This window comes from Streptomyces lincolnensis (assembly GCF_021173675.1).
Lineage (GTDB): Bacteria > Actinomycetota > Actinomycetes > Streptomycetales > Streptomycetaceae > Streptomyces > Streptomyces lincolnensis_B.
In genome coordinates this window covers 453,501-480,493 of sequence record NZ_JAIHON010000002.1, presented here as the reverse complement: position 1 = coordinate 480,493, position 26,993 = coordinate 453,501, and the positions used below count along the sequence as shown (strand labels likewise).

Annotated in this window: 23 protein-coding genes, 1 tRNA gene and 1 pseudogene; 12 read left to right on the top strand and 13 right to left on the bottom strand. The window is 70.5% G+C overall.

Features of this window, described 5'->3' with window-relative positions:
• From K4B79_RS05700 to K4B79_RS05685, 3 genes are read left to right on the top strand one after another with little or no spacing between them, the layout of a single operon-like run.
• A complete protein-coding gene (locus K4B79_RS05700; protein ID WP_232025139.1) occupies positions 1–1,809 on the top strand; it encodes a branched-chain amino acid ABC transporter permease in 1,809 nt (602 codons plus the stop codon).
• A 5-nt stretch (positions 1,810–1,814) separates the two neighbouring features.
• Positions 1,815–2,681 carry an ABC transporter ATP-binding protein gene (locus K4B79_RS47670; protein WP_269463197.1) on the top strand — a complete coding sequence of 289 codons (867 nt, stop codon included), beginning with the start codon at positions 1,815–1,817 and terminating at the stop codon, positions 2,679–2,681.
• Entirely contained in the window at positions 2,678–3,394 is a 717-nt protein-coding gene (locus tag K4B79_RS05685; protein WP_232025138.1) for an ABC transporter ATP-binding protein, read from the top strand. The genes K4B79_RS47670 and K4B79_RS05685 overlap by 4 nt, the downstream gene beginning before the upstream one ends.
• A 76-nt stretch (positions 3,395–3,470) precedes the next feature.
• On the opposite strand, the gene K4B79_RS05680 is transcribed toward K4B79_RS05685, so the two are convergent.
• Complete coding sequence (locus K4B79_RS05680; protein ID WP_232025137.1) at positions 3,471–4,124, bottom strand: ANTAR domain-containing response regulator; 654 nt, start codon at positions 4,122–4,124, stop codon at positions 3,471–3,473.
• A 101-nt stretch (positions 4,125–4,225) separates the two neighbouring features.
• On the opposite strand from K4B79_RS05680, the gene K4B79_RS05675 reads away from it, so the two are divergent.
• Both K4B79_RS05675 and K4B79_RS05670 read left to right on the top strand, forming a co-directional pair.
• Positions 4,226–4,299: transfer RNA gene (locus K4B79_RS05675), tRNA-Leu, on the top strand.
• Positions 4,300–4,406: 107 nt separating this feature from the next.
• Positions 4,407–5,080 (top strand): annotated as a pseudogene (locus K4B79_RS05670) (transcriptional regulator).
• A 6-nt stretch (positions 5,081–5,086) separates the two neighbouring features.
• Here the strand turns inward: K4B79_RS05670 and pyk are convergent.
• Both pyk and K4B79_RS05660 read right to left on the bottom strand, forming a co-directional pair.
• On the bottom strand, positions 5,087–6,517 hold the full coding sequence (gene pyk, locus K4B79_RS05665) for a pyruvate kinase (RefSeq protein ID WP_232025136.1): 1,431 nt from the start codon (positions 6,515–6,517) through the stop codon (positions 5,087–5,089).
• A 119-nt stretch (positions 6,518–6,636) separates the two neighbouring features.
• Positions 6,637–7,362 carry an SIMPL domain-containing protein gene (locus K4B79_RS05660; protein WP_232025135.1) on the bottom strand — a complete coding sequence of 242 codons (726 nt, stop codon included), beginning with the start codon at positions 7,360–7,362 and terminating at the stop codon, positions 6,637–6,639.
• 138 nt (positions 7,363–7,500) lie between these two features.
• On the opposite strand from K4B79_RS05660, the gene K4B79_RS05655 reads away from it, so the two are divergent.
• Positions 7,501–9,306 (top strand): bifunctional metallophosphatase/5'-nucleotidase, encoded by a 1,806-nt coding sequence (locus tag K4B79_RS05655; RefSeq protein WP_232025434.1) that lies wholly within the window; start codon positions 7,501–7,503, stop codon positions 9,304–9,306.
• Between the two features lie 76 nt (positions 9,307–9,382).
• Here K4B79_RS05655 and K4B79_RS05650 read toward each other — a convergent pair whose 3' ends face one another.
• The 6 genes from K4B79_RS05650 to K4B79_RS05625 all read right to left on the bottom strand — a co-directional run bounded on the left by K4B79_RS05650 (position 9,383) and on the right by K4B79_RS05625 (position 16,953).
• Complete coding sequence (locus tag K4B79_RS05650; protein ID WP_232025134.1) at positions 9,383–10,807, bottom strand: lysine N(6)-hydroxylase/L-ornithine N(5)-oxygenase family protein; 1,425 nt, start codon at positions 10,805–10,807, stop codon at positions 9,383–9,385.
• Positions 10,804–12,189, bottom strand: coding sequence for a pyridoxal phosphate-dependent decarboxylase family protein (locus K4B79_RS05645; protein WP_232025133.1), 1,386 nt, complete (start codon positions 12,187–12,189; stop codon positions 10,804–10,806). Before K4B79_RS05645 ends, K4B79_RS05650 begins: the two co-directional genes overlap by 4 nt.
• A 188-nt stretch (positions 12,190–12,377) precedes the next feature.
• Positions 12,378–14,906: an aminopeptidase N gene (gene pepN / locus K4B79_RS05640; RefSeq protein WP_232025132.1), complete on the bottom strand. Its 2,529-nt coding sequence runs from the start codon at positions 14,904–14,906 to the stop codon at positions 12,378–12,380.
• Between the two features lie 56 nt (positions 14,907–14,962).
• Positions 14,963–15,523, bottom strand: a complete 561-nt coding sequence (locus K4B79_RS05635) for a response regulator (RefSeq protein ID WP_232025131.1) — start codon at positions 15,521–15,523, stop codon at positions 14,963–14,965.
• Between the two features lie 140 nt (positions 15,524–15,663).
• Positions 15,664–16,014 (bottom strand): chorismate mutase, encoded by a 351-nt coding sequence (locus tag K4B79_RS05630; protein WP_232025130.1) that lies wholly within the window; start codon positions 16,012–16,014, stop codon positions 15,664–15,666.
• A gap of 9 nt (positions 16,015–16,023) precedes the next feature.
• Entirely contained in the window at positions 16,024–16,953 is a 930-nt protein-coding gene (locus K4B79_RS05625) for a helix-turn-helix domain-containing protein (protein ID WP_232025129.1), read from the bottom strand.
• A gap of 127 nt (positions 16,954–17,080) precedes the next feature.
• Between K4B79_RS05625 and K4B79_RS05620 the strand changes: the two genes are divergently transcribed.
• Complete coding sequence (locus K4B79_RS05620; RefSeq protein ID WP_232025128.1) at positions 17,081–18,862, top strand: glycoside hydrolase family 35 protein; 1,782 nt, start codon at positions 17,081–17,083, stop codon at positions 18,860–18,862.
• A 37-nt stretch (positions 18,863–18,899) separates the two neighbouring features.
• Positions 18,900–19,787, top strand: coding sequence for a hypothetical protein (locus tag K4B79_RS05615; RefSeq protein ID WP_232025127.1), 888 nt, complete (start codon positions 18,900–18,902; stop codon positions 19,785–19,787).
• 102 nt (positions 19,788–19,889) lie between these two features.
• On the opposite strand, the gene K4B79_RS05610 is transcribed toward K4B79_RS05615, so the two are convergent.
• Both K4B79_RS05610 and K4B79_RS05605 read right to left on the bottom strand, forming a co-directional pair.
• Positions 19,890–20,801: an SDR family oxidoreductase gene (locus K4B79_RS05610; RefSeq protein WP_232025126.1), complete on the bottom strand. Its 912-nt coding sequence runs from the start codon at positions 20,799–20,801 to the stop codon at positions 19,890–19,892.
• A 1-nt stretch (position 20,802) separates the two neighbouring features.
• Positions 20,803–21,558, bottom strand: a complete 756-nt coding sequence (locus tag K4B79_RS05605; protein ID WP_232025125.1) for an SDR family oxidoreductase — start codon at positions 21,556–21,558, stop codon at positions 20,803–20,805.
• Between the two features lie 54 nt (positions 21,559–21,612).
• Between K4B79_RS05605 and K4B79_RS05600 the strand changes: the two genes are divergently transcribed.
• Genes K4B79_RS05600 through K4B79_RS05585 form a run of 4 tightly spaced genes read left to right on the top strand, consistent with a single transcriptional unit; the run spans position 21,613 to position 24,956 of the window.
• Entirely contained in the window at positions 21,613–22,383 is a 771-nt protein-coding gene (locus K4B79_RS05600) for an enoyl-CoA hydratase family protein (protein WP_232025124.1), read from the top strand.
• Positions 22,380–23,201, top strand: coding sequence for a CoA transferase subunit A (locus tag K4B79_RS05595; RefSeq protein WP_232025123.1), 822 nt, complete (start codon positions 22,380–22,382; stop codon positions 23,199–23,201). The genes K4B79_RS05600 and K4B79_RS05595 overlap by 4 nt, the downstream gene beginning before the upstream one ends.
• Positions 23,182–23,898 carry a CoA-transferase subunit beta gene (locus K4B79_RS05590; RefSeq protein ID WP_232025122.1) on the top strand — a complete coding sequence of 239 codons (717 nt, stop codon included), beginning with the start codon at positions 23,182–23,184 and terminating at the stop codon, positions 23,896–23,898. Before K4B79_RS05595 ends, K4B79_RS05590 begins: the two co-directional genes overlap by 20 nt.
• Positions 23,898–24,956, top strand: coding sequence for an NAD(P)H-dependent flavin oxidoreductase (locus K4B79_RS05585; RefSeq protein WP_232025121.1), 1,059 nt, complete (start codon positions 23,898–23,900; stop codon positions 24,954–24,956). Before K4B79_RS05590 ends, K4B79_RS05585 begins: the two co-directional genes overlap by 1 nt.
• Positions 24,957–25,155: 199 nt before the next feature.
• On the opposite strand, the gene K4B79_RS05580 is transcribed toward K4B79_RS05585, so the two are convergent.
• Entirely contained in the window at positions 25,156–26,313 is a 1,158-nt protein-coding gene (locus K4B79_RS05580; RefSeq protein WP_232025120.1) for an acetyl-CoA C-acetyltransferase, read from the bottom strand.
• A 41-nt stretch (positions 26,314–26,354) separates the two neighbouring features.
• Entirely contained in the window at positions 26,355–26,969 is a 615-nt protein-coding gene (locus K4B79_RS05575; protein WP_232025119.1) for a TetR/AcrR family transcriptional regulator, read from the bottom strand.
• Positions 26,970–26,993: the final 24 nt, after the last annotated feature.

The following is a 26,993-nucleotide window of genomic DNA, read 5'->3' as shown; positions in this document are numbered from 1 at the left end:
ATGACCGAGACCAAGAACACCAGCCCCTCGGCCGGGGACGCCCCCACCGCCGAAACCCGCGGCCTCCTCCCCCTGCCCCTCGCGGCAGCCCGCGCGCTCCTCCTCGCCGGAGGCATCGCCACCGCCGCCTCCACCTTCCTCGCCTGGACCTGGACCTCCGCCTTCCCCGGCGACCTCACCGTCACCGGCTACCCCGGCGGCCTCCAGTGGCTCACCTTCACCGCAGGCATCCTCACCACCCTCTTCGCCCTCGCCTCCTACGGCATCCGCGGCCTCGGCTGGCTCATCCCCGCCCGCAACAACGCGCCGCTGTTCCTCACCGCCCTCGGCGGCTTCGGCGTCACCTGGTACACCGTCCTCGCCATCAGCGTCGACCTCGGCGGCCTCGCCAACCTCGAACCCGGCGGCTTCATCGCCGCCATCGCCTCCCTGCTCCCCGTCATCGGCGCCCTCTCCCTCCCGGAGAAGGCCACCGGCGACACCAAGGAACACCTCAAGGCGTACATCACCAAGGCCGAACAGATCCCCGCCCCCCAGGACCTCGCACCCTGGATCGAGCGGGCGGTCATCACCGTCGTCACGATCATCGGCCTCGGCGTCTTCACCTACGGCATCGACACCGAGTACGGCGAGCTGTTCATCGGCTACCTGATCGTGGTCGTGTTCTCGGTATGGGCCCTGCACACCGCGGGCCTGCTGGACCGCTTCTCCCGGCTGGTCGCCCGCCACCGCAGCTTCACCCTGGCGATGGGCTTCGCCGCCGCGATCGCGTTCCCCTTCACCCAGACCGACGACCACTACGCCAACATCGGCGTCAACATCCTCATCTTCGGCACCGTCGCCCTCGGCCTGAACATCGTCGTCGGCCTCGCCGGACTCCTCGACCTCGGCTACGTCGCCTTCCTCGGCGTCGGCGCCTACACCGCCGCCCTGGTCTCCGGCTCGGAGTTCTCCACCTTCTCCGGCGTCCACTTCCCCTTCTGGGCCGCCGCCCTGACCGGCGCCGCCGCCTCCCTGGTCTTCGGCATCCTCATCGGCGCCCCCACCCTCCGCCTGCGCGGCGACTACCTCGCCATCGTCACCCTCGGCTTCGGCGAGATCTTCCGCATCGCGGTCAACAACATGGACGGCGACTCCGGACCCGACATCACCAACGGGCCCAACGGCATCCCCTCCATCCCCGATCTGAAACTCTTCGGGTTCAACCTCGGCGAGTCCCACGACATCGCCGGCTTCACCCTCGGCCGGTTCGCCAACTACTACCTCCTCATGGTCCTGATCATGGCGATCGTGGTCCTCGTCTACACCCGCGCCGCCGACTCCCGCATCGGCCGCTCCTGGATCGCCATCCGCGAGGACGAGACCGCCGCCACCGCCATGGGCATCAACGGCTTCCGCGTCAAACTCATCGCCTTCGCCCTCGGCGCCGCCCTGGCCGGCCTGGCCGGCACCGTCTCCGCCCACGTCACCTACAGCGTGGTCCCCACCCCGTACCAGTTCGCCGGCTCCACCCCGCCCAACTCGGCGTTCCTGCTGGCCGCGGTGGTCCTCGGCGGCATGGGCACGGTCGCCGGACCCATCCTCGGCGCCGCCCTGCTCTACCTGCTGCCGGAGAAGCTGGTCTTCCTCCAGGACAAGTCCCTGCTCGCGTTCGGCATCGCGCTGATCCTGCTGATGCGCTTCCGCCCCGAAGGCATCATCGCCAACCGCCGCCGCCAGCTGGAATTCCACGAAACCGGCCAGCTCGACGTACCACAGACCACGACACTGACCGACGATTCGGCCACCGTCACGAAGGCGGGGGCGTGACCACCATGACGACACAGACCACGCAGACCACCACACCGGTGCTCGAAGCCCGTAACGTCACCATGCGCTTCGGCGGCCTCACCGCGGTGCGCTCGGTCGACTTCACCGTCAACGCCGGCGAGATCGTCGGCCTGATCGGACCCAACGGCGCCGGCAAGACCACCTTCTTCAACTGCCTCACCGGCCTGTACGTCCCCACCGAGGGCACCGTCTCCTACAAGGGCACCGTCCTGCCGCCCAAGCCCCACCTGGTCACCCAGGCCGGCATCGCCCGCACCTTCCAGAACATCCGCCTCTTCGCCAACATGACCGTCCTGGAAAACGTCCTGGTCGGCCGGCACACCCGCACCAAGGAAGGCCTGTGGTCGGCGCTGCTGCGCGGCCCCGGCTTCAAGAAGGCGGAAAAAGCCAGCGAGGAACGCTCGATGGAACTCCTTGAGTTCATCGGCCTGGCCCACAAGCGCGACCACCTGGCCCGCAACCTGCCCTACGGCGAACAGCGCAAGCTGGAGATCGCCCGCGCACTGGCCTCCGAACCCGGCCTGCTCCTCCTCGACGAGCCGACCGCCGGCATGAACCCGCAGGAGACCCGCGCCACCGAGGAACTCGTCTTCGCCATCCGCGACAAGGGCATCGCCGTCCTGCTCATCGAGCACGACATGCGGTTCGTGTTCAACCTCAGCGACCGCGTCGCCGTCCTGGTCCAGGGCGAGAAACTCGTCGAAGGCACCTCCGAGGTGGTCCAGGCCGACGAACGCGTCATCGCCGCCTACCTCGGCGAACCCTTCGAGGGCGAACCCGGCGCCGCCGAAGCCGCGGAAGTCGAGGCCGCCGAGGCACAGAGCACCATCAGCAAGGGAGAAGACCGGTGACCGCACTCCTCGAGGTCGAGGACCTGAGGGTCTCCTACGGCAAGATCGAAGCCGTCAAGGGCATCTCCTTCCAGGTCGAAGCAGGCCAGGTCGTCACCCTCATCGGCACCAACGGCGCCGGCAAGACCACCACCCTGCGCACCCTGTCCGGGCTGCTCAAGCCCACCAGCGGGAAGATCCTCTTCGACGGCAAGCCCCTGGGCGGCATCCCCGCCCACAAGATCGTCTCCTTCGGGCTGGCCCACTCCCCCGAAGGCCGGCACATCTTCCCCCGCCTGACCATCTTCGAAAACCTCCAGCTCGGAGCGTTCCTCAGGAAGGACAAGGAGGGCATCGAGCGGGACATCCAACGCGCCTACGACCTCTTCCCCATCCTCGGCGAACGCCGCAGCCAGGCCGCCGGCACCCTCTCCGGCGGCGAACAGCAGATGCTCGCCATGGGCCGCGCCCTGATGTCCCAGCCAAAGCTGCTGATGCTGGACGAGCCCTCCATGGGCCTCTCCCCCATCATGATGCAGAAGATCATGGCCACCATCGTCGAGCTGAAGTCCCAGGGCACGACGATCCTGCTGGTCGAGCAGAACGCCCAAGCCGCGCTCTCCCTCGCCGACCAGGGCCACGTCATGGAAGTCGGCAACATCGTCCTCTCCGGCACCGGACAGGACCTCCTCCACGACGAGTCCGTCCGCAAGGCGTACCTCGGCGAGGACTGACCCACCCGGAGATACGACGAGGCCCGCGGCCCCCTCTCGGGGACGCGGGCCTCGCTCATGCTCGGGCGCCGGACGGTCAGCCCTTGTTCTTCTTCTCGTCCGCGTCCTGGATGACGGCCTCCGCCACCTGCTGCATCGACATCCGACGGTCCATCGACGTCTTCTGGATCCACCGGAACGCGGCGGGCTCACTCAGGCCGTACTCCGTCTGAAGAATCGACTTCGCGCGATCCACCAGCTTGCGGGTCTCCAGGCGCTGGGTGAGGTCCGCGACCTCGTTCTCCAGCTCCTTCAGCTCCGTGAACCGGGACACGGCCATCTCGATCGCCGGCACGACGTCACTCTTACTGAACGGCTTCACGAGATACGCCATCGCACCGGCGTCCCTCGCCCGCTCGACCAAGTCGCGCTGCGAGAACGCGGTGAGCATCAGCACCGGGGCGATCCGGTCCTCGGCGATCTTCTCCGCGGCGGAGATACCGTCCAGCTTCGGCATCTTCACGTCCAGGATCACGAGGTCGGGCTTGTGCTCCCGGGCGAGCTCCACGGCCTGCTCGCCGTCACCCGCCTCACCTACTACGGTGTAGCCCTCCTCCTCCAGCATCTCTTTGAGGTCGAGCCGGATCAGTGCCTCGTCCTCGGCGATGACGACACGGGTCGTCAGCGGAGGCACGTGCGACTTGTCGTCGTCGGGCGCGTCTACGGGCTGGGGCGACTCGGGGGCGGTCACGGGGGCTCCTCGTTCAGGGGCGGGGGTACAGCTGACAAGAGCCTACCTAGCTGCGGTATGGTGGGAGCTCAGCGGGTCGGGGAGAACCTTCGATTCGCAGGGCTCCGGTAGTCCAATCGGTAGAGACGATACCCTCAAAAGGTATTCAGTGTGGGTTCGAGTCCCACCCGGGGCACTTTTCCTTCGATTCGAAGGTAGACGCCAAGAAGCGGATGTTCCCGTTCTCGTGAACATCCGCTTTTTGCTGCGTGTCGTCGCGATCACGCTTCCAGAGTGGGCCGCATGTACGACGTCAGCACACGCAAGCGGGGCCTGACCCTCGTCGCCCAAGGGCGCAGCATGAACTCCGTCAGCAAGGAGATGGGGATATCGCGCGCTGCGATTCGGTCCTGGCAGACGCGAATCGAGCCGATCCCGCGCATGCGAGTGCAACCCGATCCGTGCAGCCGCTGCCAGCGCCAGCCTCGACCACCCGAGGACACAGAGGCCTACTGCTACCTGCTCGGCCTGTACCTCGGCGACGGTTGCATCAGCGCGCATCGCCGCACCGGCCACTACCTACGGATCGTCTGCGCAAACGTCTGGCCGGGCCTGATGAACGCCTGCGAGATTGCCATGCGGGCGGTAAACCCGACAGGAACCGCCTCCCGCACGCAGGCAAAGGGCTACGTGTCTGTCATCGCATAAAGCCAGCACTGGCCCTGCCTGTTCCCCCAGCACGGCCCCGGCAAGAAGCACGAGCGGACGATCGCCCTGGAACCTTGGCAACAGGAGATCGTCGACACGCACCCCTGGGAGTTCATCCGGGGCCTCATCCACTCCGACGGGTGCCGTATCACCAACTGGACCACCCGCCTCGTCGCCGGTGAGCTCGCGGCAGCGACCCGTTCAACGTCTCGATCGCCCGCAAGGCCTCCGTAGCCCTCATGGACATCCACGTGGGCCCGAAACACTGACGCCCCCTACCTCTCCTCCTCCCCGATGTGATGCACCCGGACCAGGTTCGTCGACCCGGAGACCCCGGGCGGCGAGCCGGCCGTGATGACGACCACGTCGCCCTTCTGGCAGCGGCCGTACTGCAACAACAACTCGTCCACCTGGTCGACCATCGCGTCGGTGGAGTCGACGTGCGGGCCGAGGAAGGTCTCGACGCCCCACGTCAGGTTCAGTTGGGAGCGGGTCGCCGGTTCCGGGGTGAAGGCCAACAACGGGATGGGGGACCGGTAGCGCGACAGGCGGCGGACCGTGTCGCCGGACTGGGTGAAGGCGACCAGGAACTTGGCCTGGAGGAAGTCGCCCATTTCAGCCGCCGCACGGGCGACCGCACCCCCCTGCGTGCGGGGTTTGTCGCTTTCCGTCAGGGGCGGGAGGCCCTTCGCGAGGAGGTCCTCCTCCGCCGCTTCGACGATGCGGGCCATGGTCCGGACGGTCTCCACCGCGTGCTTGCCGACGCTCGTCTCGCCGGACAGCATCACCGCGTCCGTGCCGTCGATCACCGCGTTGGCGACGTCGGACGCTTCCGCCCTGGTCGGGCGGGAGTTGTCGATCATGGAGTCGAGCATTTGCGTGGCGACGATGACCGGCTTGGCGTTGCGCTTCGCCAGTTTGATGGCGCGCTTCTGGACGATGGGGACCTGTTCCAGGGGCATTTCGACGCCGAGGTCGCCGCGCGCGACCATGATGCCGTCGAAGGCGGCGACGATGTCCTCGATGGCGTCCACGGCCTGTGGTTTCTCGACCTTGGCGATGACGGGGAGTCGGCGTCCGGTCTCGTCCATGATGCGGTGGACGGCGTCGATGTCGTGGCCGGAGCGGACGAAGGAGAGAGCGATGACGTCGAAGCCGGTGCGGAGGGCCCAGCGGAGGTCTTCTTCGTCCTTGGAGGAGAGAGCGGGGACCGATACGGCGACACCGGGCAGGTTCAGGCCCTTGTGGTCGGAGACCATCCCTCCTTCCACGACCGTGGTGTGGACGCGGGGGCCGTCGACCGAGGTGACCTCCAGGCAGACCTTGCCGTCGTCGACGAGGATGCGTTCGCCGGGGGTCACATCACCCGCGAGTCCGGTGTATGTCGTGCCGCACTGCCGGCCGTCGCCCTCCGCGCCCTCCTCCACGGTGATGGTGAAGGTGTCGCCGCGTTCAAGGAGTACCGGGCCTTCGGTGAAGTGGCCGAGGCGGATCTTCGGTCCTTGAAGGTCGGCGAGGATGCCGACGCTGCGGCCGGTCTCGTCGGAGGCCTTGCGGACGTGGTGGTAGCGCTCTTCGTGTTCGGCGTGGGTGCCGTGGCTGAGGTTGAAGCGGGCCACGTCCATGCCGGCGTCGACGAGGGCTTTGATCTGGTCGTATGTATGGGTGGCGGGGCCCAGGGTGCAGACGATTTTCGCTCGGCGCATGGTGTGACCCTAGGCCTTACCGATGGGTAGCGATTTGGTGGGGCGTGACTACTCAACAACCTTTGGATGAAGGGTTGTTGACAAGGGTTGAAGTGTGCGCCGGGGTGCTCTGATGAGCTTCAGAGTCGGGGTGGGGCCATGGTGAAGCGGGCGTTGACCTGTGCGTGGACGCGTTGGCGTTGGGGTTCGAGGTCGAGGGGTGCGGCGGCGGTGTCTTCGGCGTAGGCGGCTTGGGAGCGCATGCGGCCGCTGGGTGCGGCGGGGTGGGTGGGTGGGGTGGCTTCGGCGCCGATGTCGGCGAGTTCGACGAGGGCGGCGAGGGTGGTGTCGAGGGCTTCGGCGTATTCGCGGGCGCGTTGGACGGCTTCGCGGACTGCTTGCTGGCGGGCGCGGCGGTGGGCGGGTGAGTCGGGGCGGAGGGCCCACCAGGGTCCGTCGACGCGGGTGAGGTCGGTGTCGGCGAGGCGGGTGGTGAGTTCGCCGAGGGCGGTGAAGTCGGTGAGTTCGGCGGTGATGTGGACGCGGCCGTGGTAGGCGTGGATGCGTTCGCCGCGGCCTTCTTTGAGTTGGGGGGTGATGGAGAAGGCGCCGGTTTCGAGGCGTTCGACGGCTTGGCCGTAGGTTTTGATGAGGTCGAGGGCGGCGGTGTTGCGGCGGGTGAGGTCGTCGAGGGCGGTGCGGCGGTCTTTGCCTCGGGAGGCGATGGTGACGCGGATGCGGGCGATCTCGGGGTCGACTTCGAGGTGGGCTTCGCCGCGGACGGCGATGCGGGGGGCGTCGGGGGTGCCGTAGGGGACGGCGGGGCCGTGGTCGTCGGCGGGGGTGGTGGCCGGTGGGATGGTCATACGTCCCACTCTGTCACCGATTACCTGGTTACGGCCCGTGTCGGTCATCAGATCGAAACCTGGCGGGTCTGTTGTGGGGCGGCATGTCCGGGTCAGAATCTACGCGCGTTGTTGACCATTCCCCGAGGAGTACGTGACATGCCGTTGAACCGCCGCAGGTTTCTGAAGAAGTCCGCCGTGACCGGGGCGGGGGTGGCGATGGCGAGTGCTGTGGCGGCTCCGGCGGCGCGGGCCGCGGAGGCGAAGAAGGGGCAGCGGCCCGCGAAGCGGTATTCCTTCACCGTGATGGGCACGACCGATCTGCACGGCAACATCTTCAACTGGGACTACTTCAAGGACGCGGAGTTCTCGGACGCCAAGGGCAACGCGCGGGGGCTGGCGCGGGTGTCGACGCTGGTGGACGAGGTCCGCCGGGAGAAGGGTCGCCGCAACACGATGCTCATCGACGCGGGCGACACGATTCAGGGCACGCCGCTGACGTACTACTACGCGAAGGTCGACCCGATCACCGCGCCGGGTGGTCCGGTGCATCCGATGGCGGCGGCGATGAACGCGATCGGGTACGACGCGGTGGCGCTGGGGAACCACGAGTTCAACTACGGCATCGAGACGCTGCGCAAGTTCGAGGACCAGTGCGACTTTCCGCTGCTGGGGGCGAACGCGCTGGACGCGAAGACGCTGCGGCCGGCTTTTCCGCCGTACTTCATGAAGACGTTCCATGTGAAGGGCGCGCCGCCGGTGAGGGTGGCGGTTCTGGGGTTGACGAATCCGGGGATCGCGATCTGGGACAAGGCGTATGTGCAGGGGAAGTTGACGTTCCCGGGGCTTGAGGAGCAGGCGGCGAAGTGGGTGCCGAGGCTGCGGTCGATGGGTGCGGACGTGGTGGTCGTGTCGGCGCATTCGGGTTCGTCGGGGACGTCGTCGTACGGTGATCAGTTGCCGTATGTCGAGAACTCGTCCGCGCTGGTGGCGCAGCAGGTGCCGGGGATCGACGCGATTCTGGTGGGGCATGCGCACACGGAGATCGCGGAGTTGCTGGTGACGAACGAGAAGACGGGGAAGACGGTCGTGCTGTCGGAGCCGCTCGCTTATGCGCAGCGGCTGAGCCTGTTCGACTTCGAGCTGGTCTTCGCCAGGGGGCGTTGGTCGGTGGAGTCGGTGAAGGCGACCGTGCGCGATTCCAGGACGGTGGCCGACGATCCGAAGATCACCAAGCTGTTGAAGGACGACCACGACATCGTGGTGGCGTATGTCAACCAGGTGGTCGGTACGGCGACGGAGAAGCTGACGACGGTCGAGGCGCGGTACAAGGACGCGCCGATCATCGACCTGATCACGAAGGTGCAGGAGGACGTCGTCAGGGCGGCGCTGGCGGGGACCGAGTATGCCTCGTTGCCTGTGATCGCTCAGGCGTCGCCGTTCTCGCGGACGTCGGAGATTCCGGCGGGCGAGGTGACGATCCGGGATCTGTCGAGTCTGTATGTGTATGACAACACGCTGGTTGCGAAGGTGATGACGGGGGCGCAGATCAAGGCGTACCTGGAGTACTCGGCGGAGTATTTCGCGCAGACGGCGGCGGGCGCGGCGGTCGATGTGGAGAAGTTGACGAACGCGGGTGGTCGTCCGGACTACAACTACGACTATGTGTCGGGGTTGTCGTACGACATCGACATCGCGCAGCCTGCGGGGTCGCGGATCAGGAACGTGACGTACGAGGGTGCCGCGCTGGATGACGCGCGGAAGTTCGTGTTCGCGGTGAACAACTATCGGGCGAACGGTGGCGGGGCGTTCCCGCATGTGGCGTCGGCGACCGAGGTGTGGTCGGAGTCGACGGAGATCCGGACGCGGATCGCGGAGTGGGTGACGGCGAAGGGTGTGCTGGACCCGAAGGACTTCGCGTCGGTGGGCTGGAAGTTGACGCGGGACGGTACGCCGGTCTTCTAGAGAGCACGCGGCGTTGGGTGAGGGCAGGACGGGATCCGTCCTGCCCTCACCGTTTTCCTGGGCGTTTCCTGTCGGCCTATCGGCCGTCGATCAGTGGGGTGAGGGCCGGGGCCTGACGGGCCGTCGGGATCCGTGGTGTGTGCTGTTCGAGGCCGAAGGTGGTGAAGGCGGTGCGGGTGGGGAGTGGGTAGGGGTCCTTGTCCGTCAGGGCGTTGAGGATGGTGGCGCTGCGCCAGGCGGCGAGGCCGAGGTCGGGGGTGCCGATGCCGTGGGTGTGGCGTTCGGCGTTCTGTACGTAGACGTGGCTGCCGGTGGCGGTGACGGAGGGGTCGAGGAGGAGGCGGAAGTGTTCGTCGACGCGGGGGCGTTCGCGGCTGTCTCGGCGCAGGTAGGGGTCCAGGCCGGCGAGGATGCGGTCGAGGGGGCGTTCCTGGTAGCCGGTGGCGAGGACCACGGCGTCGGTGGTGAGGCGGGAGCGGGTGTTCTGCTGGATGTGTTCGAGGTGGAGTTCGATCTTGGTGGTGCCGATGCGGCCCGCGGTGCGGACGCGGACGCCGGGGGTGAGGACGGCGTCGGGCCAGCCGCCGTGGAGGGTGCGGCGGTAGAGCTCGTCGTGGATGGCGGCGAGGGTGTCGGCGTCGATGCCTTTGTGGAGTTGCCACTGGGTGGTGACGAGGCGGTCGCGGACGCTTTCGGTGAGGGCGTGGAAGTAGCGGGTGTAGTCGGGGGTGAAGTGTTCGAGGCCGAGCTTGGAGTACTCCATGGGGGCGAAGGCCTCGGTGCGGCCGAGCCAGTGGAGTTTCTCGTGGCCCGTGGGGCGGTCGCGGAGCAGGTCGAGGAAGATCTCGGCGCCGGACTGGCCTGATCCGACGACGGTGACGTGGTCGGCGGCGAGGAGTGTGTCGCGGTGGTCGAGGTAGTCGGCGGCGTGGACGACGGGGACGGTGGGGGCTTCGACGAGGGGTTTGAGGGGGTCGGGGACGTACGGTTCGGTGCCGATGCCGAGGACGATGTTGCGGGTGTAGGTGCGGCCGAGGGCTTCGGCTTCGCCGTCGGTGTCGAGTTGGGTGAAGTCGACTTCGAAGAGGTCGCGTTCGGGGTTCCAGCGGACGGCGTCGATCTGGTGGCCGAAGCGCAGTCCGGGGAGGTTCTCGGAGACCCAGCGGCAGTAGGCGTCGTACTCGGCGCGCTGGATGTGGAAGCGCTCGGCGAAGTAGAAGGGGAAGAGGCGGTCGCGGGCCTTGAGGTAGTTGAGGAAGGTCCAGGGGCTGGCGGGGTCGGCGAGGGTGACGAGGTCGGCGAGGAAGGGGACCTGGATGGTGGCGCCGTCGATGAGGAGGCCGGGGTGCCAGTGGAAGGCGGGGCGTTGTTCGTAGAAGACGGCGTCGAGTTCGGTGAGGGGGTGGGCGAGGGCGGCGAGGGAGAGGTTGAAGGGGCCGATGCCGATGCCGACCAGGTCGCGGGGTGCGTCGGGCTCGTGGTGTGGGGGGTGGTGCGTCATGGGGGTGGGGTTCCTTCCACGAGGTTGAGCAGCCCGGCCAGGTCGTCGGGCGTGGTGTGGGGGTTGAGGAGGGTGGCTTTGAGCCAGAGGCGGCCGTGGAGGCGGGTGCGGCCGAGGACGGCGTGGCCCTGGTGGAGGAGGTGGCGGCGTATGCGGGCGACGGTGTCGTCGTCGGCGCCGGTGGGGCGGAACAGGACGGTGCTGATGGTGGGCCGGTCGTGGAGTTCGAGGGCGGGGTGTGCGTCGACGAGGTCGGCGAGGTGGTGGGCGTGGGCGCAGACCTGGTCGACGAGGGCGCCGAGTCCGGTGCGGCCGAGGGTGGCGAGGGTGACGGCGATCTTGAGGATGTCGGGGCGGCGGGTGGTGCGTGGGGAGCGGCCGAGGAGGTCGGGCAGTCCGGCTTCGGTGTCGTCGTCGGCGTTGAGGTAGTCGGCGTGCTGGTGGAGGGCTGTGAGGTCGTGGGGGTCGCGTACGGCGAGGAGGCCGGCGGCGACGGGTTGCCAGCCGAGTTTGTGCAGGTCGAGGGTGACGGTGTCGGCGGCGCTCAGGCCGGTGAGCTTGGACCGGTGGTTGTTGCTGAAGAGGAGCCCTCCCCCGTAGGCGGCGTCGATGTGCAGGCGGGCGCCGTGGATCGCGCACAGGTGGGCGATCTCGGGGAGCGGGTCGATGAGGCCGGCGTCGGTGGTGCCTGCGGTGGCGGTGACGAGGTGGGGGCCGGGGAGGGTGTTCAGGGCCGTGTCGAGGGCGGCGGGGTCGAGGGTTCCCGCGGGGGCGGGCACGACTACGGGTTCGGGCATGCCGAGCAGCCAGGCGGCTCGGGGCAGTGAGTGGTGGGCGTTGGCTCCGTGGACGAGTCGGACGCCGGGGCCTTGGGTTTCGCGGGCCAGGAGGAGGGCGAGTTGGTTGGATTCGGTGCCGCCTGTGGTGACCAGGGCGTCGCTGTCGGCCGTGGATCGTGGGGGTTTGCCGGTGTAGACCTCGTTCGCCAGTGCCCGTGTCACCAGGGTCTCCAGTTCCGAGGCGGCCGGGGCCTGGTCCCAGGAGTCGAGGGAGGGGTTGAGGGCGGACACCGCGAGGTCGGCGGCGGTGGCGACGGCGAGGGGCGGGCAGTGCAGGTGGGCGGCGCACCAGGGGTGTGCGGGGTCGGCGGCGCCTTCGGCGAGGGCGTGGACGAGGCGGCGCAGGGCGTCGGGGTCGCCCTTTTCGGGGAGTGCGTCGGGTACCGCGTCGCGGACCCGGGCGGCGACGGCGCTCGGTCCTCCGGCGGGCAGGGGTCCGCCGCGGGCCGTGGCGCCGGCGTGCAGTGCGTCGAGGACGGTGTCGAGCAACGGCCGCAGGGCGTGGGGGCCTTCGGGGCCTGAGGCGAGCGGCGGGGTGCTCATCGGTGTTCTCCGGACGGCGGGCGGCGGGACTTCCAGCTTGGCCGTGGTGGTGCGGGCGCGCCCGGAATTCGCCGAGGAGAACTCGAAAGGGGTACTGCTGTGCTGCGAAAACGTGGTGCGGAAACGTGTGGGGCCCCGGCCGGGATCGTGGTCTCCGGCCGGGGCCCCGCGTGTGTGTTTCTACTCGCCTACTCGCCCCTGACGCGCAGCGCCCTGGCGAGGTCGTCCAGTTGGTCCGCCAGCTTGCGCCGCAGGGCGGGGATGGGGTCGGCGTCGCGCAGGCAGTCCTCGCCGAGGCGGAGGGTGTCGGTGTCGACGGCGTGGGTGGGGAAGGCCCAGCGTCCGGCGGCGTCGGCGATGGCGGGGCCGCGGCGGGCGGCGACGGCGACGGCGTCCTGGAAGTAGCGGGGGACGTAGTGCCGTAGCAGGTCGGCCTGTTCGGGCTGCCAGAAGCCCTGGGCGGTGGCGGTGAACAGGTAGTTGGAGAGGTCGTCGCCGCCGAACATGGCGTCCCAGGCGGTCGCCTTGGCCTCGGGGTCGGGCAGGGCGGCCCGGCAGCGGGCGGCGCCCTCCTGGCCGGTGGCGCTGGGGTCCTGGATGAGTTCGGCCTCGATGACGGCGTCGTCGATGGCGCCGAGGACGGCGAGGCGGCCGAGGATGCGCCAGCGCAGCTCGGGGTCGAGTTCGGGGCCGCCGGGGACGGTGCCCTCGGAGAACCAGGCGCTGATGGTGTCCGGCTGGGCGGCGACGTCGATGAAGTGGCGTACGGCGATCAGGCGCAGGCCGGGGTGGTCGCCGTCCTCGGTGCGGCGGATGAGGTCGCGGCACAGGGAGGTGAGGGTGGCCAGGGCGGCGGGCCGGTCCTCGGGGGCGAGGTAGCGGTCGGCGATCTGGGTGGTGGCGAAGGCGAGGACGCCCTGGACGAGGGCGAGGTCGGTTTCGTGCGGGAGGTGGGTGCGGGCGGTCTCCAGGTAGGCGGTGGGGGGCATCGGGGGTTCGGGGGTTGTCCCCCGATGGACGCTGCCGTTGTCGCGTACGGCGTCGCGCAGGGCGTTCCAGACGACCGCGCGGGTGAGGGGGTCGGGCAGGCCGCGGAGGTTGGCGCGGACGGTGTCGAAGGAGTCGGCGTCGAAGCGGATCTTGGCGTAGGTGAGGTCGTGGTCGTTGAGCAGCAGGAGTGCGGGGCGCTTGCCGAGGGGCAGGGGTTCGGTCTGCGGGACGTCGAGGTCGAGGCGGCGGCGCAGGACGAGGTGGTGGCCCTCGTCGGCGACGTCGTGGTCGTAGACGCCGACGGCGATGCGGTGGGGGCGGCTGCCGGTGCGTTCGACGGTGAGGGTGTGGGTGCCTTCGTCGCCGCGGGTCACGGTGGGCCGGAGGGTGTCGACTCCGGTGGTGCGCAGCCAGGCGTCGGCCCAGGCGTGGACGTCGCGGTCGGTGTTGGCGGCGAGGGAGTCGATGAAGTCGGCGAGGGTGGCGTTGGCGAACTTGTGCCGGGCGAAGTGGGTGTTGATGCCGGCGAGGAAGTCCTTCTCGCCGAGCCAGGTCACCAGCTGGCGCAGCGCGGAGGCGCCCTTGGCGTAGGAGATGCCGTCGAAGTTGAGCAGCGCGGAGGCGGTGTCGTCGACCTTGTCGGGGGCGACGGGGTGGGTGGAGGGGCGCTGGTCGGCGTCGTAGCCCCAGGCCTTGCGGATGACGCCGAAGTCGGTCCAGGTGTCGGTGAAGCGGGTGGCTTCGGTGAGGGTCTGGTAGCCCATGTACTCGGCGAAGGACTCGTTCAGCCAGATGTCGTCCCACCAGCGCAGGGTGACGAGGTCGCCGAACCACATGTGGGCCATCTCGTGGGCGATGACCATGGCGCGGGTCTGGCGTTCGGTGTCGGTGACGGCGGAGCGGTAGACGAACTCGTCGCGGAAGGTGACCAGTCCGGGGTTCTCCATGGCGCCGGCGTTGAACTCGGGGACGAACGCCTGGTCGTAGGAGTCGAAGGGGTAGGGCTCCTCGAACTTCTCGTGGTAGCGGTCGTAGCACTGCTTGGTGATCTCGAACAGTTCGTCGGCGTCGGGGTCCAGGTGGGGTGCGAGGGAGCGGCGGCAGTGGATGCCGAAGGGCAGGCCGCGGTGTTCGGTGCGCACGGAGTGCCAGGGGCCGGCGGCGACGGCGACGAGGTAGGTGGAGATGAGGGGGGTGGGGGCGGCCTGCCAGCGGCCCTCGCCGAGGTGTTCGGTGCGGGAGTTGGCGAGGACGGTCCAGTTCTCGGGTGCGGTGACGGTGAGGTCGAAGACGGCCTTGAGGTCGGGTTGGTCGAAGGCGGCGAAGACGCGCTGGACGTCCTCCATGAACAGCTGGGTGTAGAGGTAGGTCTCGCCGTCGGTGGGGTCGGTGAAGCGGTGCATGCCCTCGCCGGTGCGGGAGTAGCGCATGGCGGCGTCGACGCGCAGTTCGTGTTCGCCGGGGGTGAGGTTCTTCAGGGGGAGCCGGTTCTCGTCCAGGGTTTCCGGGTCGAGGGGGTGTCCGTCGAGGGTGACGGAGCGCAGTTCGGCGGGCCTGACCTCGACGAAGGTGTCCGTGGCGTCCTGGTCCGCGCGTACGGTGAACCTGATGACGGTGCGGGAGTCGAAGGTGGCGTCCCCGGTGGTCAGATCGAGGTCGATCGTGTAGCGGTGGACGTCGAGGAGCCTGGCACGGGTCTGCGCTTCGTCGCGCGTCAGTACGGACATGCAGGACATGCTGCCTGATGGCGCAGGCCAGGCACAGAGGCGGATCGGTACGCGGCCTATGTCCGGTCCTGTTCGAGCTCCCCGTCGTGCGCCCCTTCGGCCCGTTGGGCCCGTTGGGTCGGAACGCGGGGGTCCGGGTGGGGCAGGGCGGGGCGGGCGGGGTGTTCTCCGGCCTCGGTGTGGTCCTTGACCAGGGCGCGTAGTTCCCGTACCTCGTGTTCGAGGGCGAGGTGGCGTTGGTGGGCGTCGAAGAGGTAGCGGACCTTGGTGCGCAGGGCCCAGGGGTCGATGGGTTTCATGACGAGGTCGGCGACGCCCAGTCCGAAGGCGATGGAGGTCAGTTCGTGGTCGGGGCCGAAGCCGGTGAGGAGGACGACGGGGATGTGCTGGGTCTGTTCCAGGCGGCGCATGTAGCGCACCACGTCGAGGCCGCTGACGCCGGGCATGCGCACGTCGAGCAGGAGGAGTCCGACCCGGCCGCGGAGCACCTGTTTGAGGGCCTCGTCGCCGCTGGTGGCGCGGGCCAGCAGGTAGCCCAGGGGCGCAAGAGCGCTCTCCAGCGCGTACAGCGTGTCCTCGTGGTCGTCGACGATGAGGATCTTGGCATCCGACGGCATGGCCCGACGTCCCTCCCGCGTGGGACAACCAGCTTATGTCCGAAGCGCTGACGGTGCGTGCCCGTCGGCTGACAAGGAGTGCACAGCGCAGCATGCCTCTCCCGGGGCCCCGTGTCACGACCCCGGGGTACAGGTCGGCGTCAATTCGCCTGTGGTGTCGAGCCGTTCATGGTGTCCTCGGCGATGCGCTCGTGGTGTCTGATCACTTCGCCGATGATGAAGCCCAGGAACTTCTCGGCGAAGGCCGGGTCGAGTTTGGCGTTTTCGGCCAGGGTGCGCAGGCGCTCGATCTGGCGGGCCTCGCGGGCCGGGTCGGCGGGCGGCAGGTGGTGCCTGGCCTTGAGGTGGCCGACCTGCTGGGTGGCCTTGAAGCGTTCGGCGAGCATGTGGACGACGGCCGCGTCGATGTTGTCGATGCTGTCGCGGAGCCGGGCGAGTTCCTCGCGGACGGCGGGGTCGATGTCGCCGGTCGGGGTGTTGCTGGTGGTCATGGCGAAACCCTACGTGGCGTGCGGTCGCGCGGTGTGCGGGTGCGGGTCGGGGGCGGCCCGCCGGGCGGGGATCCGGGGCGGGTCGTCGGGGTCGGGGACCTGGTTGCTCCAGCCGCCGGGGACCGCGCGGCCCTGGGTGGCGCGGAAGCGGACGGGGGCGGTGCCGACGCGGCGGGTGAACAGGCGGGAGAAGTAGGCGGGGTCGTCGTATCCGACGCGGCGGGCGACGGCGGCGACGGGCAGGTCGGTGGCGGCGAGGAGTTCCTTGGCGCGGCCGAGGCGGATGCCGAGCAGGTAGTCCTTGGGGCTGCATCCGGCGCCGCGGCGGACGGCGGTGCGCAGTTCGGCGGCGGTCATGCCGTGCCGGGCTGCGTGGTCGGCGACGGACAGGGGCAGGCAGGCGTCGCGGGCGAGGGCCTTGAGGACCGGGTCGCCGTCGGGGGCGAGGTCGGCGCGGGCGCGGCGCAGGGCGACGAGGAGTTCGTGGACGGCGGCGCCGGTCTCGACCTCCAGCAGCGGGTTGTCGCGGCGGGCGGCGCGGGCCATGCGGGCGATGACGCCGCGGGGGCCGGTGGCGTCGGAGAGGGGCACCACGGGGCGGTCGGGTTCGATGTAGCCGAGTTCGGTGTAGGAGGCGGTGGCGGGGCCGGCGAAGTCGACGAAGCCCTCGTCCCAGCCGGTGGCGGGGTCGGGCGCGTAGTGGTGCGGTACGCCGGGGGTGAGCCACAGCAGCGCGGGTGCGGTGACGGTCGTGCGGCGGCCGTCGGGGGTGGCGTACCAGCCGCCGCCGGTGCTGATCACGACGGCGACGTGATGGTCGAGGGTCCGGGGGCCGACGGTGGGCAGCGCGCCGTACTGCAGGCCGACGCCGAGGCAGACGAGGCCGAGCCGGTGGTGGGACGGTCCGGGCGTGAAGAACCGCATCCAGGTGTGGTACATCCGCGGTCCCTTCCGTGGTGGCGGGTCCCGTGCTCCGTGGTGGCGGGTCCCGTGCCGCCGACGTGTCCAAGTGGCGCCGATCTTTGTCCATGGACGTGATCGCCGCCAGAGGGTGAGGGTGGGGCGTATGAGCGAGTTCACGGTGGGGGACACGGACTTCCTGCTGGACGGCCGGCCGGTGCGACTGCTGTCCGGCGCGCTGCACTACTTCCGGGTGCACGAGGAGCAGTGGGGTCACCGGCTGGCGATGTTGCGGGCGCTGGGCCTGAACTGCGTGGAGACGTACGTGCCGTGGAACCTGCACGAGCCGCGGCCCGGTGGGTTCCGGGACGTGGCGGCGCTGGGCCGGTTCCTGGACGCGGCGCGGGCGGCGGGGCTGTGGGCGGTCGTGCGGCCGGGGCCGTACATCTGTGCCGAGTGGGACAACGGCGGGCTGCCGCACTGGCTGGCCGGGCGTCCGCGCACCAGTGACGAGCGGTACCTCGGGCAGGTGGAGCGGTGGTTCGCGAGGCTGCTGCCGGAGATCGTGTCGCGGCAGATCGACCGCGGCGGCCCGGTGCTGCTGGTGCAGGTCGAGAACGAGTACGGCAGCTACGGCTCGGACGCCCGCTACCTGGAGCGGCTGGCCGCCCTGCTGCGCGCCGGGGGTGTCACGGTGCCGCTGTGCACGTCGGACGGCCCGGAGGACCACATGCTCACCGGCGGTTCGCTGCCGGGGGTGCTCGCCGCGGTGAACTTCGGCTCCCGCGCGCGCGAGGCGTTCGGGACGCTGCGCCGGCATCGTCCGTCGGGGCCGCTGATGTGCATGGAGTTCTGGTGCGGCTGGTTCGACCACTGGGGCGAGGAGCACGTCGTACGGGATCCGGCGGACGCCGCGGCGGAGCTGCGGGAGATCCTGGAGTGCGGGGCGTCGGTCAACCTGTACATGGCGCACGGGGGCACCAGTTTCGCCGGCTGGGCGGGCGCCAACCGGGGCGGCGAGGTCCAGGACGGTCCGTTCCTGCCGGACGTGACGTCGTACGACTACGACGCCCCGGTCGACGAGTACGGGCGCCCCACGGAGAAGTTCTGGCGCATGCGCGAGGTCCTCGCCGAGTACGCCGGGGCACCCCTGCCCGAGCCGCCCGTCCCGCCCGCCGTGCTGGGCGGGACGGCCGAGGCGCGCCTGACCGGCTGGGCGCCCCTGGAGGACGTGCTGGAGGCGCTCGGAGGCCCGGAGAGGGTCTCTCCGGTGCCGCCGACCTTCGAGGAGCTGGACGTCGACCGGGGTGTGGTGCGCTACGAGGTGACCGTGCCGGGACCCCGGCGCCCGTATCCGCTGTCGGTGCGCGGGCTGCGGGACCGGGCCGTGGTGTACGTCGACGGGAAGCCGGCGGGGGTGCTCACCGAGGACGACGACCGGCTGGAGGAGCCCGTCGCCGGGCACGCGCGCGTGGAGCTGTGGGTGGAGTCCCTGGGCAGGGTCGCCTACGGGCCGCGGACCGGCGAGGCCAAGGGGATCACCGGGGGGCTGCTGCACGAGCGGCAGTATCTGCACGGGGTACGCGCGCGGGGGCTGCGGCTGGACGCGCTGGAGGACGTGGACGCCGTGCACGCCGTCCCGTTCCGGGAGCCGCCGGGGGACGGCCCGGCGGGCCTGTACCGGGGCACCGTCACGGTCACGGGCGCGGGGGACGCCCGGCTGGAACTGCCCGGCTGGACGCGGGGCTTCGTGTGGATCAACGGCTTCGCCCTGGGCCGCTACTGGTGCGCGGGCCCGCAGCGGTCGCTGTACGTCCCGGGGCCGGTGGTGCGGGAGGGCACCAACGAGATATGGGTACTGGAGTTCGAGCGGGCGGCGGCCGCCCGGCCCGTGCTCGGCCCCGTACCGGGGAATCCGACCCGCGATAATCCCCCCGCCTGCCCTTAGAGTGGGATCGGGTTCACGGCCTCTTGGGGGTGCGGGCGTGGCGAACGACGGACCGGTCGAGCACGGCTACCCACATCTGGAAACGGTGCGGGCCGCCGTCACCGCGCTGTACAAGCGGCTCTCCTACGACACCATCCAGACCTTCGGGACCAGTGTGGTCCCCGCCGACGTGGCGTTCTCCGACTCCGACGACCTGTATCTGGGGGCCCAGCGGGTGGCCCGTGAGCTGGTGCGGCACTACCGGCTGCCGGACGCCCGGTTCGTCGTCGGCTTCCGCGAGATGACCCACGCGGCGAATGTCGAGCTCACCGCCGGACCCGAGTACTTCGTCGAGCTGAACGACCGGTTCCGCACCCATCGCCGTGACATCGGCGCGGCCCTCGCCCACGAGGTCATGCATGTCTATCTGCACCGCCTCGGGCTGTCCTTCCCGGGCGTGCGGGACAACGAGATCCTCACGGACACGGCGACGACGTACCTGGGGGCGGGGTGGCTGCTGCTGGACGCCTACCGGGAGGACTCGGCGTCCTCGCAGAAGCTGGGGTATCTCACGCCGGAGGAGTTCGGGTACGTGCTGGCCAAGCGGGCGCTGGTGTTCGGTGAGGACCCCTCCGTGTGGTTCACCAGCCCGCAGGCCTACACGGCGTACGTCAAGGGCATGGAACGGGCCCGGCAGGACGAGCAGCAGCCGCCCCTGACGGCGGCGGGGTGGGCGGGGCGGCGGCGGTACGCCCGGGACCGGCGGCATCTGGTGCCGGGGCCGCGGCCGGGAGCGCCGTATGCGTTCACGCCGGACGGGGGTGGTGGGGTGGTGCGGGTGTCGTTTCCCTGTCCTACGTGTCATCAGCGGATTCGGGTGCCGGTGCGGGGGCGGGTGCGGGCGCGGTGTGCGTTGTGCCGGACTGTTCTGGAGTGCGATACGTGAGTGGGGGGTTGTGTTGTGGGGCGGGTGCGGGTCCGTTGTGGCTGGTCGCGCCCACGCGGCGGTAGCCGCAGATTCAACACAGTCCCGCGCCCCTGAAGCCGATCAGCTCCCCGTTCCATAGACAGGGCCCGGGGGGTCCGCCTCCTCCAGTAGCTTCCGTGCCGTTTCTCCCGCCTCCTCCGGGGTCCAGCGGGCGCCCTTGTCAGCTGTCGGGCCCGGCCTCCAGCCCTCCATGACCGTGATGCGGCCGCCCTCCGTCTCGAAGACGCGGCCTGTTACGCCTGCGCTTGCCGCCGAACCCAGCCAGACGACCAGGGGGGAGACGTTCTCCGGGGCCATCGCGTCGAAGCCGGACTCAGGAGTGGCCATCGTGTCGGCGAAGGTGTGTTGCGTCATGCGGGTCCGGGCCGCGGGGGCGATGGCGTTGACCTGGATGCCGTAGCGGTGGAGTTCGGCGGCGGCGACCAGGGTGAGGGCGATGATTGCGGCCTTGGCGGCGCTGTAGTTGGCCTGGCCGACGGAGCCCAACAGGCCTGCCCCGCTGCTGGTGTTGATGATCCGGGCCTCAGGGGCGCGGCCCGCTTTCGTCTCCGCCCGCCAGTGGGCGGCCGCGTGTTTCAGGGGCAGGAAGTGGCCCTTGAGGTGGACGCGGAGGACGGCGTCGAAGTCGTCCTCGTCGAGGTTGACGAGCATGCGGTCGCGCAGGAAGCCGGCGTTGTTGACGAGGGTGTCGAGGCGGCCGTAGGTGTCGAGGGCCGTGGTCACCAGGGAGGCGGCTCCGGCGGTGGTCGCGATGTCGGCGCCGTGGGCGACCGCCTCGCCGCCGGCCGCGTGGATCTCGGCGACGACACGGGCGGCCGGGCTGTCGGGGTCCGGGGCGCCGTCGAGGCCGACGCCGAGGTCGTTGACGACGACCCGGGCGCCCGCGGCGGCGAACGCGCGCGCGTGGGCGCGGCCGAGGCCTCGGCCCGCGCCGGTGACGACGACGACCCGGCCGTCGCAGATTCCGTTCATCTCACCCTTCCCTGTTGCTGGTTGCCGCGTTGCTGGTTGCCGCGTCCAGAAAGGCGGGCCGCTCCCCGCCGCCGTGCACGAGCAGCGAGGCCCCGCTGATGTAGGCGGCGGCGTCGGAGGCGAGGAAGACGGCCGCGTCGCCGACGTCCGAGGGGTCCGCGAGGCGGCCGAGCGGGACCGTGCGGGCGACGGCGGCGAGGCCGTCGGCGTCGCCGTAGTGCAGGTGCGAGAGCTCGGTGCGGACCATGCCGACGACGAGGGTGTTGACGCGGATGTCGGGCGCCCACTCCACGGCCATCGAGCGGGCGAGGTTCTCCAGGCCCGCCTTGGCCGCCCCGTAGGCGGCCGTGCCGGGCGAGGGCCGGCCGCCGCTCACGCTGCCGATCATGACGATCGAGCCGCGGGCCCGCCTCAGGTGCTCGTACGCGGCGAGCGAGACGGTCAGCGGGGCGAGGAGGTTGAGCTCGACGACCCGGGCGTGCCGCTCCGCGTCCGCCTCGGTCAGCCGCCGGTAGGGGGCGCCGCCCGCGTTGTTGACGAGGACGTCCAGGCGGGGCAGTTGGGCGAAGAAGTGCCGTACGGCGTCGCTGTCCCGCACGTCCAGGGCGGCGAACTCGGCCTTGGGCAAGGGGACGTCCGGTGGTCGGCGCGCGCAGACGACGACCTCGGCGCCCGCATCGGCGAAACGGCGCGCGATCCCGGCACCGACCCCGCGGGTGCCGCCGGTGACGACCACGACCCTCCCGTTCAGCTCCATTCGCCGCTACCCTTCACCTAACAAACGTTTGGTGGAAAGGTAGCTGATGCGGCCATGGGTGTCTCCACCTCGTCCCCGGAAAAGGGGATCGTCTTCGTCACGGTCGACTTCCCGCCCGTGAACGCCCTTCCGGTGGACGGCTGGTTCGCCCTGGCCGACGCCGTGCGCACGGCGGGCCGTGATCCGCAGGTCGGGTGTGTGGTCCTGGCGGCCGAGGGGCGTGGCTTCAACGCGGGCGTGGACATCAAGGAGATCCAGGCGCGCGGTGCGTCCGCCCTCCTCGGCGCCAACCGGGGCTGCTTCGAGGCCTTCTCGGCGGTGTACGACTGCGAGGTGCCCGTGGTGGCGGCCGTGCAGGGCTTCTGCCTGGGCGGGGGCGTCGGCCTGGTGGGCAACGCGGATGTGGTCGTGGCGAGCGAGGACGCCACCTTCGGCCTGCCCGAGCTGGACCGCGGCGCCCTCGGCGCGGCCACGCACCTGGCCCGGCTGGTCCCCCACCACCTGATGCGCGCCCTGTACTTCACCTCCGGCACGGTCACCGCCGCCGAACTGCACCGGCACGGCTCGGTGTGGAAGGTCGTGCCGAGGGGCGAACTCACCGCCACGGCGCTGGAGTCGGCCCGCGAGATCGCCGCCAAGGACGGCGAGCTGCTGCGCCTGGCCAAGGCCGCCATCAACGGCATCGACCCGGTCGACGTCCGCCGCAGCTACCGCTACGAACAGGGCTTCACCTACGAGGCGAGCGTCAGCGGGGTCGCCGACCGGGTCCGTGACAGGTTCGGCGGGGAGAGCAGGGAAAGCGGCGAGAGCGGGGAGGCCGAGTGAGCGACAAGACCATGACGGCCGACGAGGTCGTCTCCCGGCTGCGCAGCGGTATGACCCTCGGCATCGGCGGCTGGGGATCGCGCCGCAAGCCGATGGCACTGGTACGCGCGCTGCTGCGCTCGGACGTCACCGATCTGACGGTCGTCTCCTACGGCGGCCCGGACGTCGGCATGCTGGCCGCCGCCGGGCGGATCCGCAAGCTCGTCGCCGCCTTCGTCACCCTCGACTCGATCCCGCTCGAACCCCACTACCGAGCGGCCCGCGAGCGCGATGCCTTCGAGCTCATGGAGATCGACGAGGCCATGTTCATGTGGGGCCTGCGCGCCGCCGCGCACCGGCTGCCCTTCCTGCCGGTGCGGGCCGGGACCGGTTCGGACGTCATGCGGGTCAATCCCGGTCTGCGGACGGTGACCTCGCCCTACGAGGACCGGGAGACGTTCGTGGCCATGCCCGCGCTCACGATGGACGCCGCCCTGGTGCACCTGAACCGCGCCGACCGGCTGGGCAACGGCCAGTACCTCGGCCCCGACCCGTACTTCGACGACCTGTTCTGCGAGGCGGCCGACTCCGCGTACGTCTCCTGCGAACGGATCATGGACACCGCGGAGTTGACCAAGGAGGCGCCGCCGCAGTCGCTGCTGGTCAAGCGGCACACGGTGACCGGCGTGGTCGAGGCTCCGGGCGGCGCGCACTTCACCTCCTGCGCCCCCGACTACGGCCGGGACGAAGCCGTACAGCGGGAGTACGCCAGCACGCCCTGGCCGGAGTTCGCCGCACGGTACCTCGGGGGAGGACTTGATGACCGTTACCCGGAGTGAGTACTGCGTGATCGCCTGCGCAGAGGCCTGGCGGGACGCGGGCGAGATCCTGGCGAGCCCGATGGGCCTCATCCCCTCGGTCGGTGCCCGGCTCGCCCGGCTCACTTTCTCCCCCGACCTGCTGCTGACCGACGGCGAGGCCCTGCTCGTCCGCCCGGACGGCACCCCCGAGGGCTGGCTGCCCTACCGGCAGCACCTCGCCCTGGTCACCGGCGGACGGCGGCACGTGATGATGGGCGCGAGCCAGATCGACCGGTACGGCAACCAGAACATCTCCTGCATCGGCGACTGGGCGCGGCCGAAACGGCAGCTGCTCGGAGTGCGGGGCGCGCCGGTCAACACACTGAACAACCCGACCAGTTACTGGGTGCCGAGGCACTCCCGGCGGGTGTTCGTCGAGAAGGTCGACATGGTGTGCGGAGTGGGCTACGACCATGCCGCCGGGGCGCGTTTCCACCGCATCCCGAGAGTCGTCTCCGACCTCGGTGTCTTCGACTTCGACACCCCGGACCGCTCGATGCGGCTGGCCTCGCTGCACCCGGGGGTCACCGTGGAGCAGGTGCGGGAGGCCACCGGCTTCGATCCGGTCGTACCGGACGAGGTGCCGTACACCCGCGAACCGACCGCGCACGAGCTGGAGTTGATCCGCGAGGTGCTCGACCCGGCCGGCACCCGTGCCCGGGAGGTCGGCGCCTGATGGAGACCGCGTTCACCCGGCTGACCGGCGTCCGCCATCCGGTCGTGCAGACCGGGATGGGCTGGGTGGCGGGCCCGCGTCTGGTCTCGGCGACGGCGAACGCGGGCGCGCTGGGCATCCTGGCCTCCGCGACGATGACCCCCGACCGGTTGCGCGAGGCGATCCGGGAGGTGGCCTCCCGCACGGACGCGCCCTTCGGGGTCAATCTCCGCGCCGACGCGGCGGACGCCGGCGACCGGGTGCGGATCATGATCGAGGAGGGCGTCCGGGTCGCGTCCTTCGCCCTCGCGCCCTCCCCCGGGCTGATCGTGGAGCTCAAGGAGGCGGGGATCGTCGTCATCCCGTCCGTCGGCGCCCGGCGGCACGCCGAGAAGGTCGCGGGCTGGGGCGCGGACGCGGTGATCGTCCAGGGCGGCGAGGGCGGCGGACACACCGGGGACGTGGCGACGACGGTGCTGCTGCCGCAGGTCGTGGACGCGGTGGACATCCCGGTCGTGGCGGCGGGCGGCTTCTTCGACGGGCGGGGCCTGGTCGCGGCGCTGGCCTACGGGGCGGCGGGGGTGGCCATGGGCACGCGGTTCCTGCTCACCTCCGACTCGACGGTGCCGGACGCGGTGAAAGCGCGGTATCTGGCGGCGAGCGTGAAGGACGTGACGGTGACCCGGGCGGTCGACGGGCTGCCCCACCGCATGCTGCGCACGGACCTGGTGGCCTCCCTGGAGCACGCCGGCCGCGCGCGGGCCCTGGCGCGGGCGCTGCGCCACGCGGCGGGCTTCCGCAGGCTGTCCGGGCTGACCTGGCGCACACTGCTCCGCGACGGCCTCGCCCTGCGCCACGGCAAGGACCTCACCTTCAGCCAGGTCCTCCTCGCCGCCAACACCCCGATGCTCCTCAGATCGGCGATGGTGGACGGCCGCACGGACCTCGGCGTGATGGCCTCCGGCCAGGTCGCCGGAGTGATCGACGACCTGCCGTCGTGCGCGGAGCTGGTGGGACGGATCATGAAGGAGGCGGAGGAGATCCTTGAGTCCCTGGGCGCCCTCACAGCGACTCGGTGATCGTCGCGTCGGCCTGCCTGCCACCGTCACAGCCGCTCGATGACCGTCACGCCCGCCTGCCCGCCCCCCTCACAGCCACCCGATGACCATCACGCCCGCCTGCCCGCCCCCCTCACAGCCACCCGATGACCATCACGCCCGCCTGCCCGCCCCCCTCACAGCCACCCGATGACCATCACGCCCGCCTGCCCCGCCCCCCTCACAGTCGCTCGATGATCGTCACGTTCGCCTGCCCCCCGCCCTCGCACATCGTCTGAAGCCCGAACCGCCCGCCCCTGCGCTCCAGTTCGTGCAGCAGGGTCGTCATCAGCTTCACCCCCGTCGCCCCGAGCGGGTGTCCGAGGGCGATCGCGCCGCCGTTGACGTTGACCTTGTCCGGGTCGGCGCCGGTCTCCTTGAGCCAGGCCAGGACGACCGGGGCGAAGGCCTCGTTGATCTCGACGAGGTCGATGTCGTCGATGGTGAGGCCGGTCTTCTTCAGGGCGTGGGCGGTGGCCGGGATGGGCGCGGTGAGCATGCGGATGGGGTCCTCGCCGCGGACGGAGAGGTGGTGCACGCGCGCGCGGGGCGTCAGCCCGTGCTCGCGGACCGCGTCCTCGGAGGCGAGCAGCATGGCGGCGGCCCCGTCGGAGACCTGCGAGGAGCAGGCCGCGGTGATCGTGCCGCCGTCGATGACCGGCTTCAGGCCGGCCATCTTCTCCAGGGAGGTGTCCCGGCGCGGCCCCTCGTCGACGCCGACCTGGCCGTAGGGCACGATCTCGCGCTCGAAGCGCCCCTCGTCGATGGCGCTCAGCGCCCGCCGGTGCGAGCGCAGCGCGAACTCCTCCTGGTCCTCGCGGCTGATCCCCCACTTGCCGGCGATCATCTCTGCGCCGACGAACTGGTTGACCGCCCGGTCGCCGTAGCGCGCCCGCCAGCCCTCGCTGCCCGCGAAGGGCCCTTGCGTCAGTCCCAGCGGTTCGGCGGCCTGCCGGGTGGCGAAGGCGATCGGGATCATCGACATGTTCTGCACACCGCCGGCGACGACGAGGTCCTGCGTCCCCGACAGCACGCCCTGGGCCGCGAAGTGCACGGCCTGCTGCGAGGATCCGCACTGCCGGTCGACCGTGACGCCCGGCACCTCCTCGGGCAGCCCGGCCGCGAGCCATGAGGTCCGCGCTATGTCCCCGGCCTGCGGCCCGACCGCGTCCAGGCAGCCGAAGACGACGTCCTCGACGGCCCCGGGATCGACCCCGGTCCGCTCGACCAGCGCGCGCAGCACATGCGCGCCCAGATCGGCCGGGTGGACCCCGCTCAGTCCTCCCCCGCGCCGCCCGACGGGCGTGCGGACCGCTCCGACGATGTAGGCCTCGGCCATGGCAACTCCCCAGTGAGTCACGTGCGTACGGCGATAGTGGGTTATGTACGTACGGCGATCCCGTCCAGCACCATCGACAGGTACTGCCGGGCGATCTCCTCCGGGCTGTGCTGTCCGCCGGGCCGGTACCAGGACGCGGCGACCCACACCGTGTCGCGGACGAACCGGTAGGTGAGCCGGACGTCGAGGTCGGCCCGGAACACCCCGGCCGCCACCCCGCGCTCCAGCGTGGACAGCCAGGCCTTCTCGAACCTGCGCTGCGAGTCGGCGAGGAACGCGAACCGCTCCTGCGCCACCAGCTGCCTGCTCTCCTTCTGGTAGATCGCGACGGCGGCGCGGTGCCGGTCGATCTCCCGGAACGACTCGGTGACCAGGGCTTCGAGCGTCTCGCGCGGCCCTGTCCCGGCACCGAGGACGGTGTCGTAGCCGTCCCAGAGCTCGTCGAGGAAGGTCCGCAGGATCTCCTCCAGCATCGATTCCTTGGAGTCGAAGTGGTAGTAGAGACTGCCCGCGAGCATGCCCGCGTGGTCGGCGATCTTGCGTACGGTGGTGGCGTTGTAGCCCTGCTCGGCGAAGACCTCGGCGGCGGTGCCGAGGAGTTCACGGCGGCGGTCCGGAGCGGCGACGCTCACCTGGGGCTTTTTCTTGGTCGGCACGCTGTCCATTGTCCTGCTGTCCAC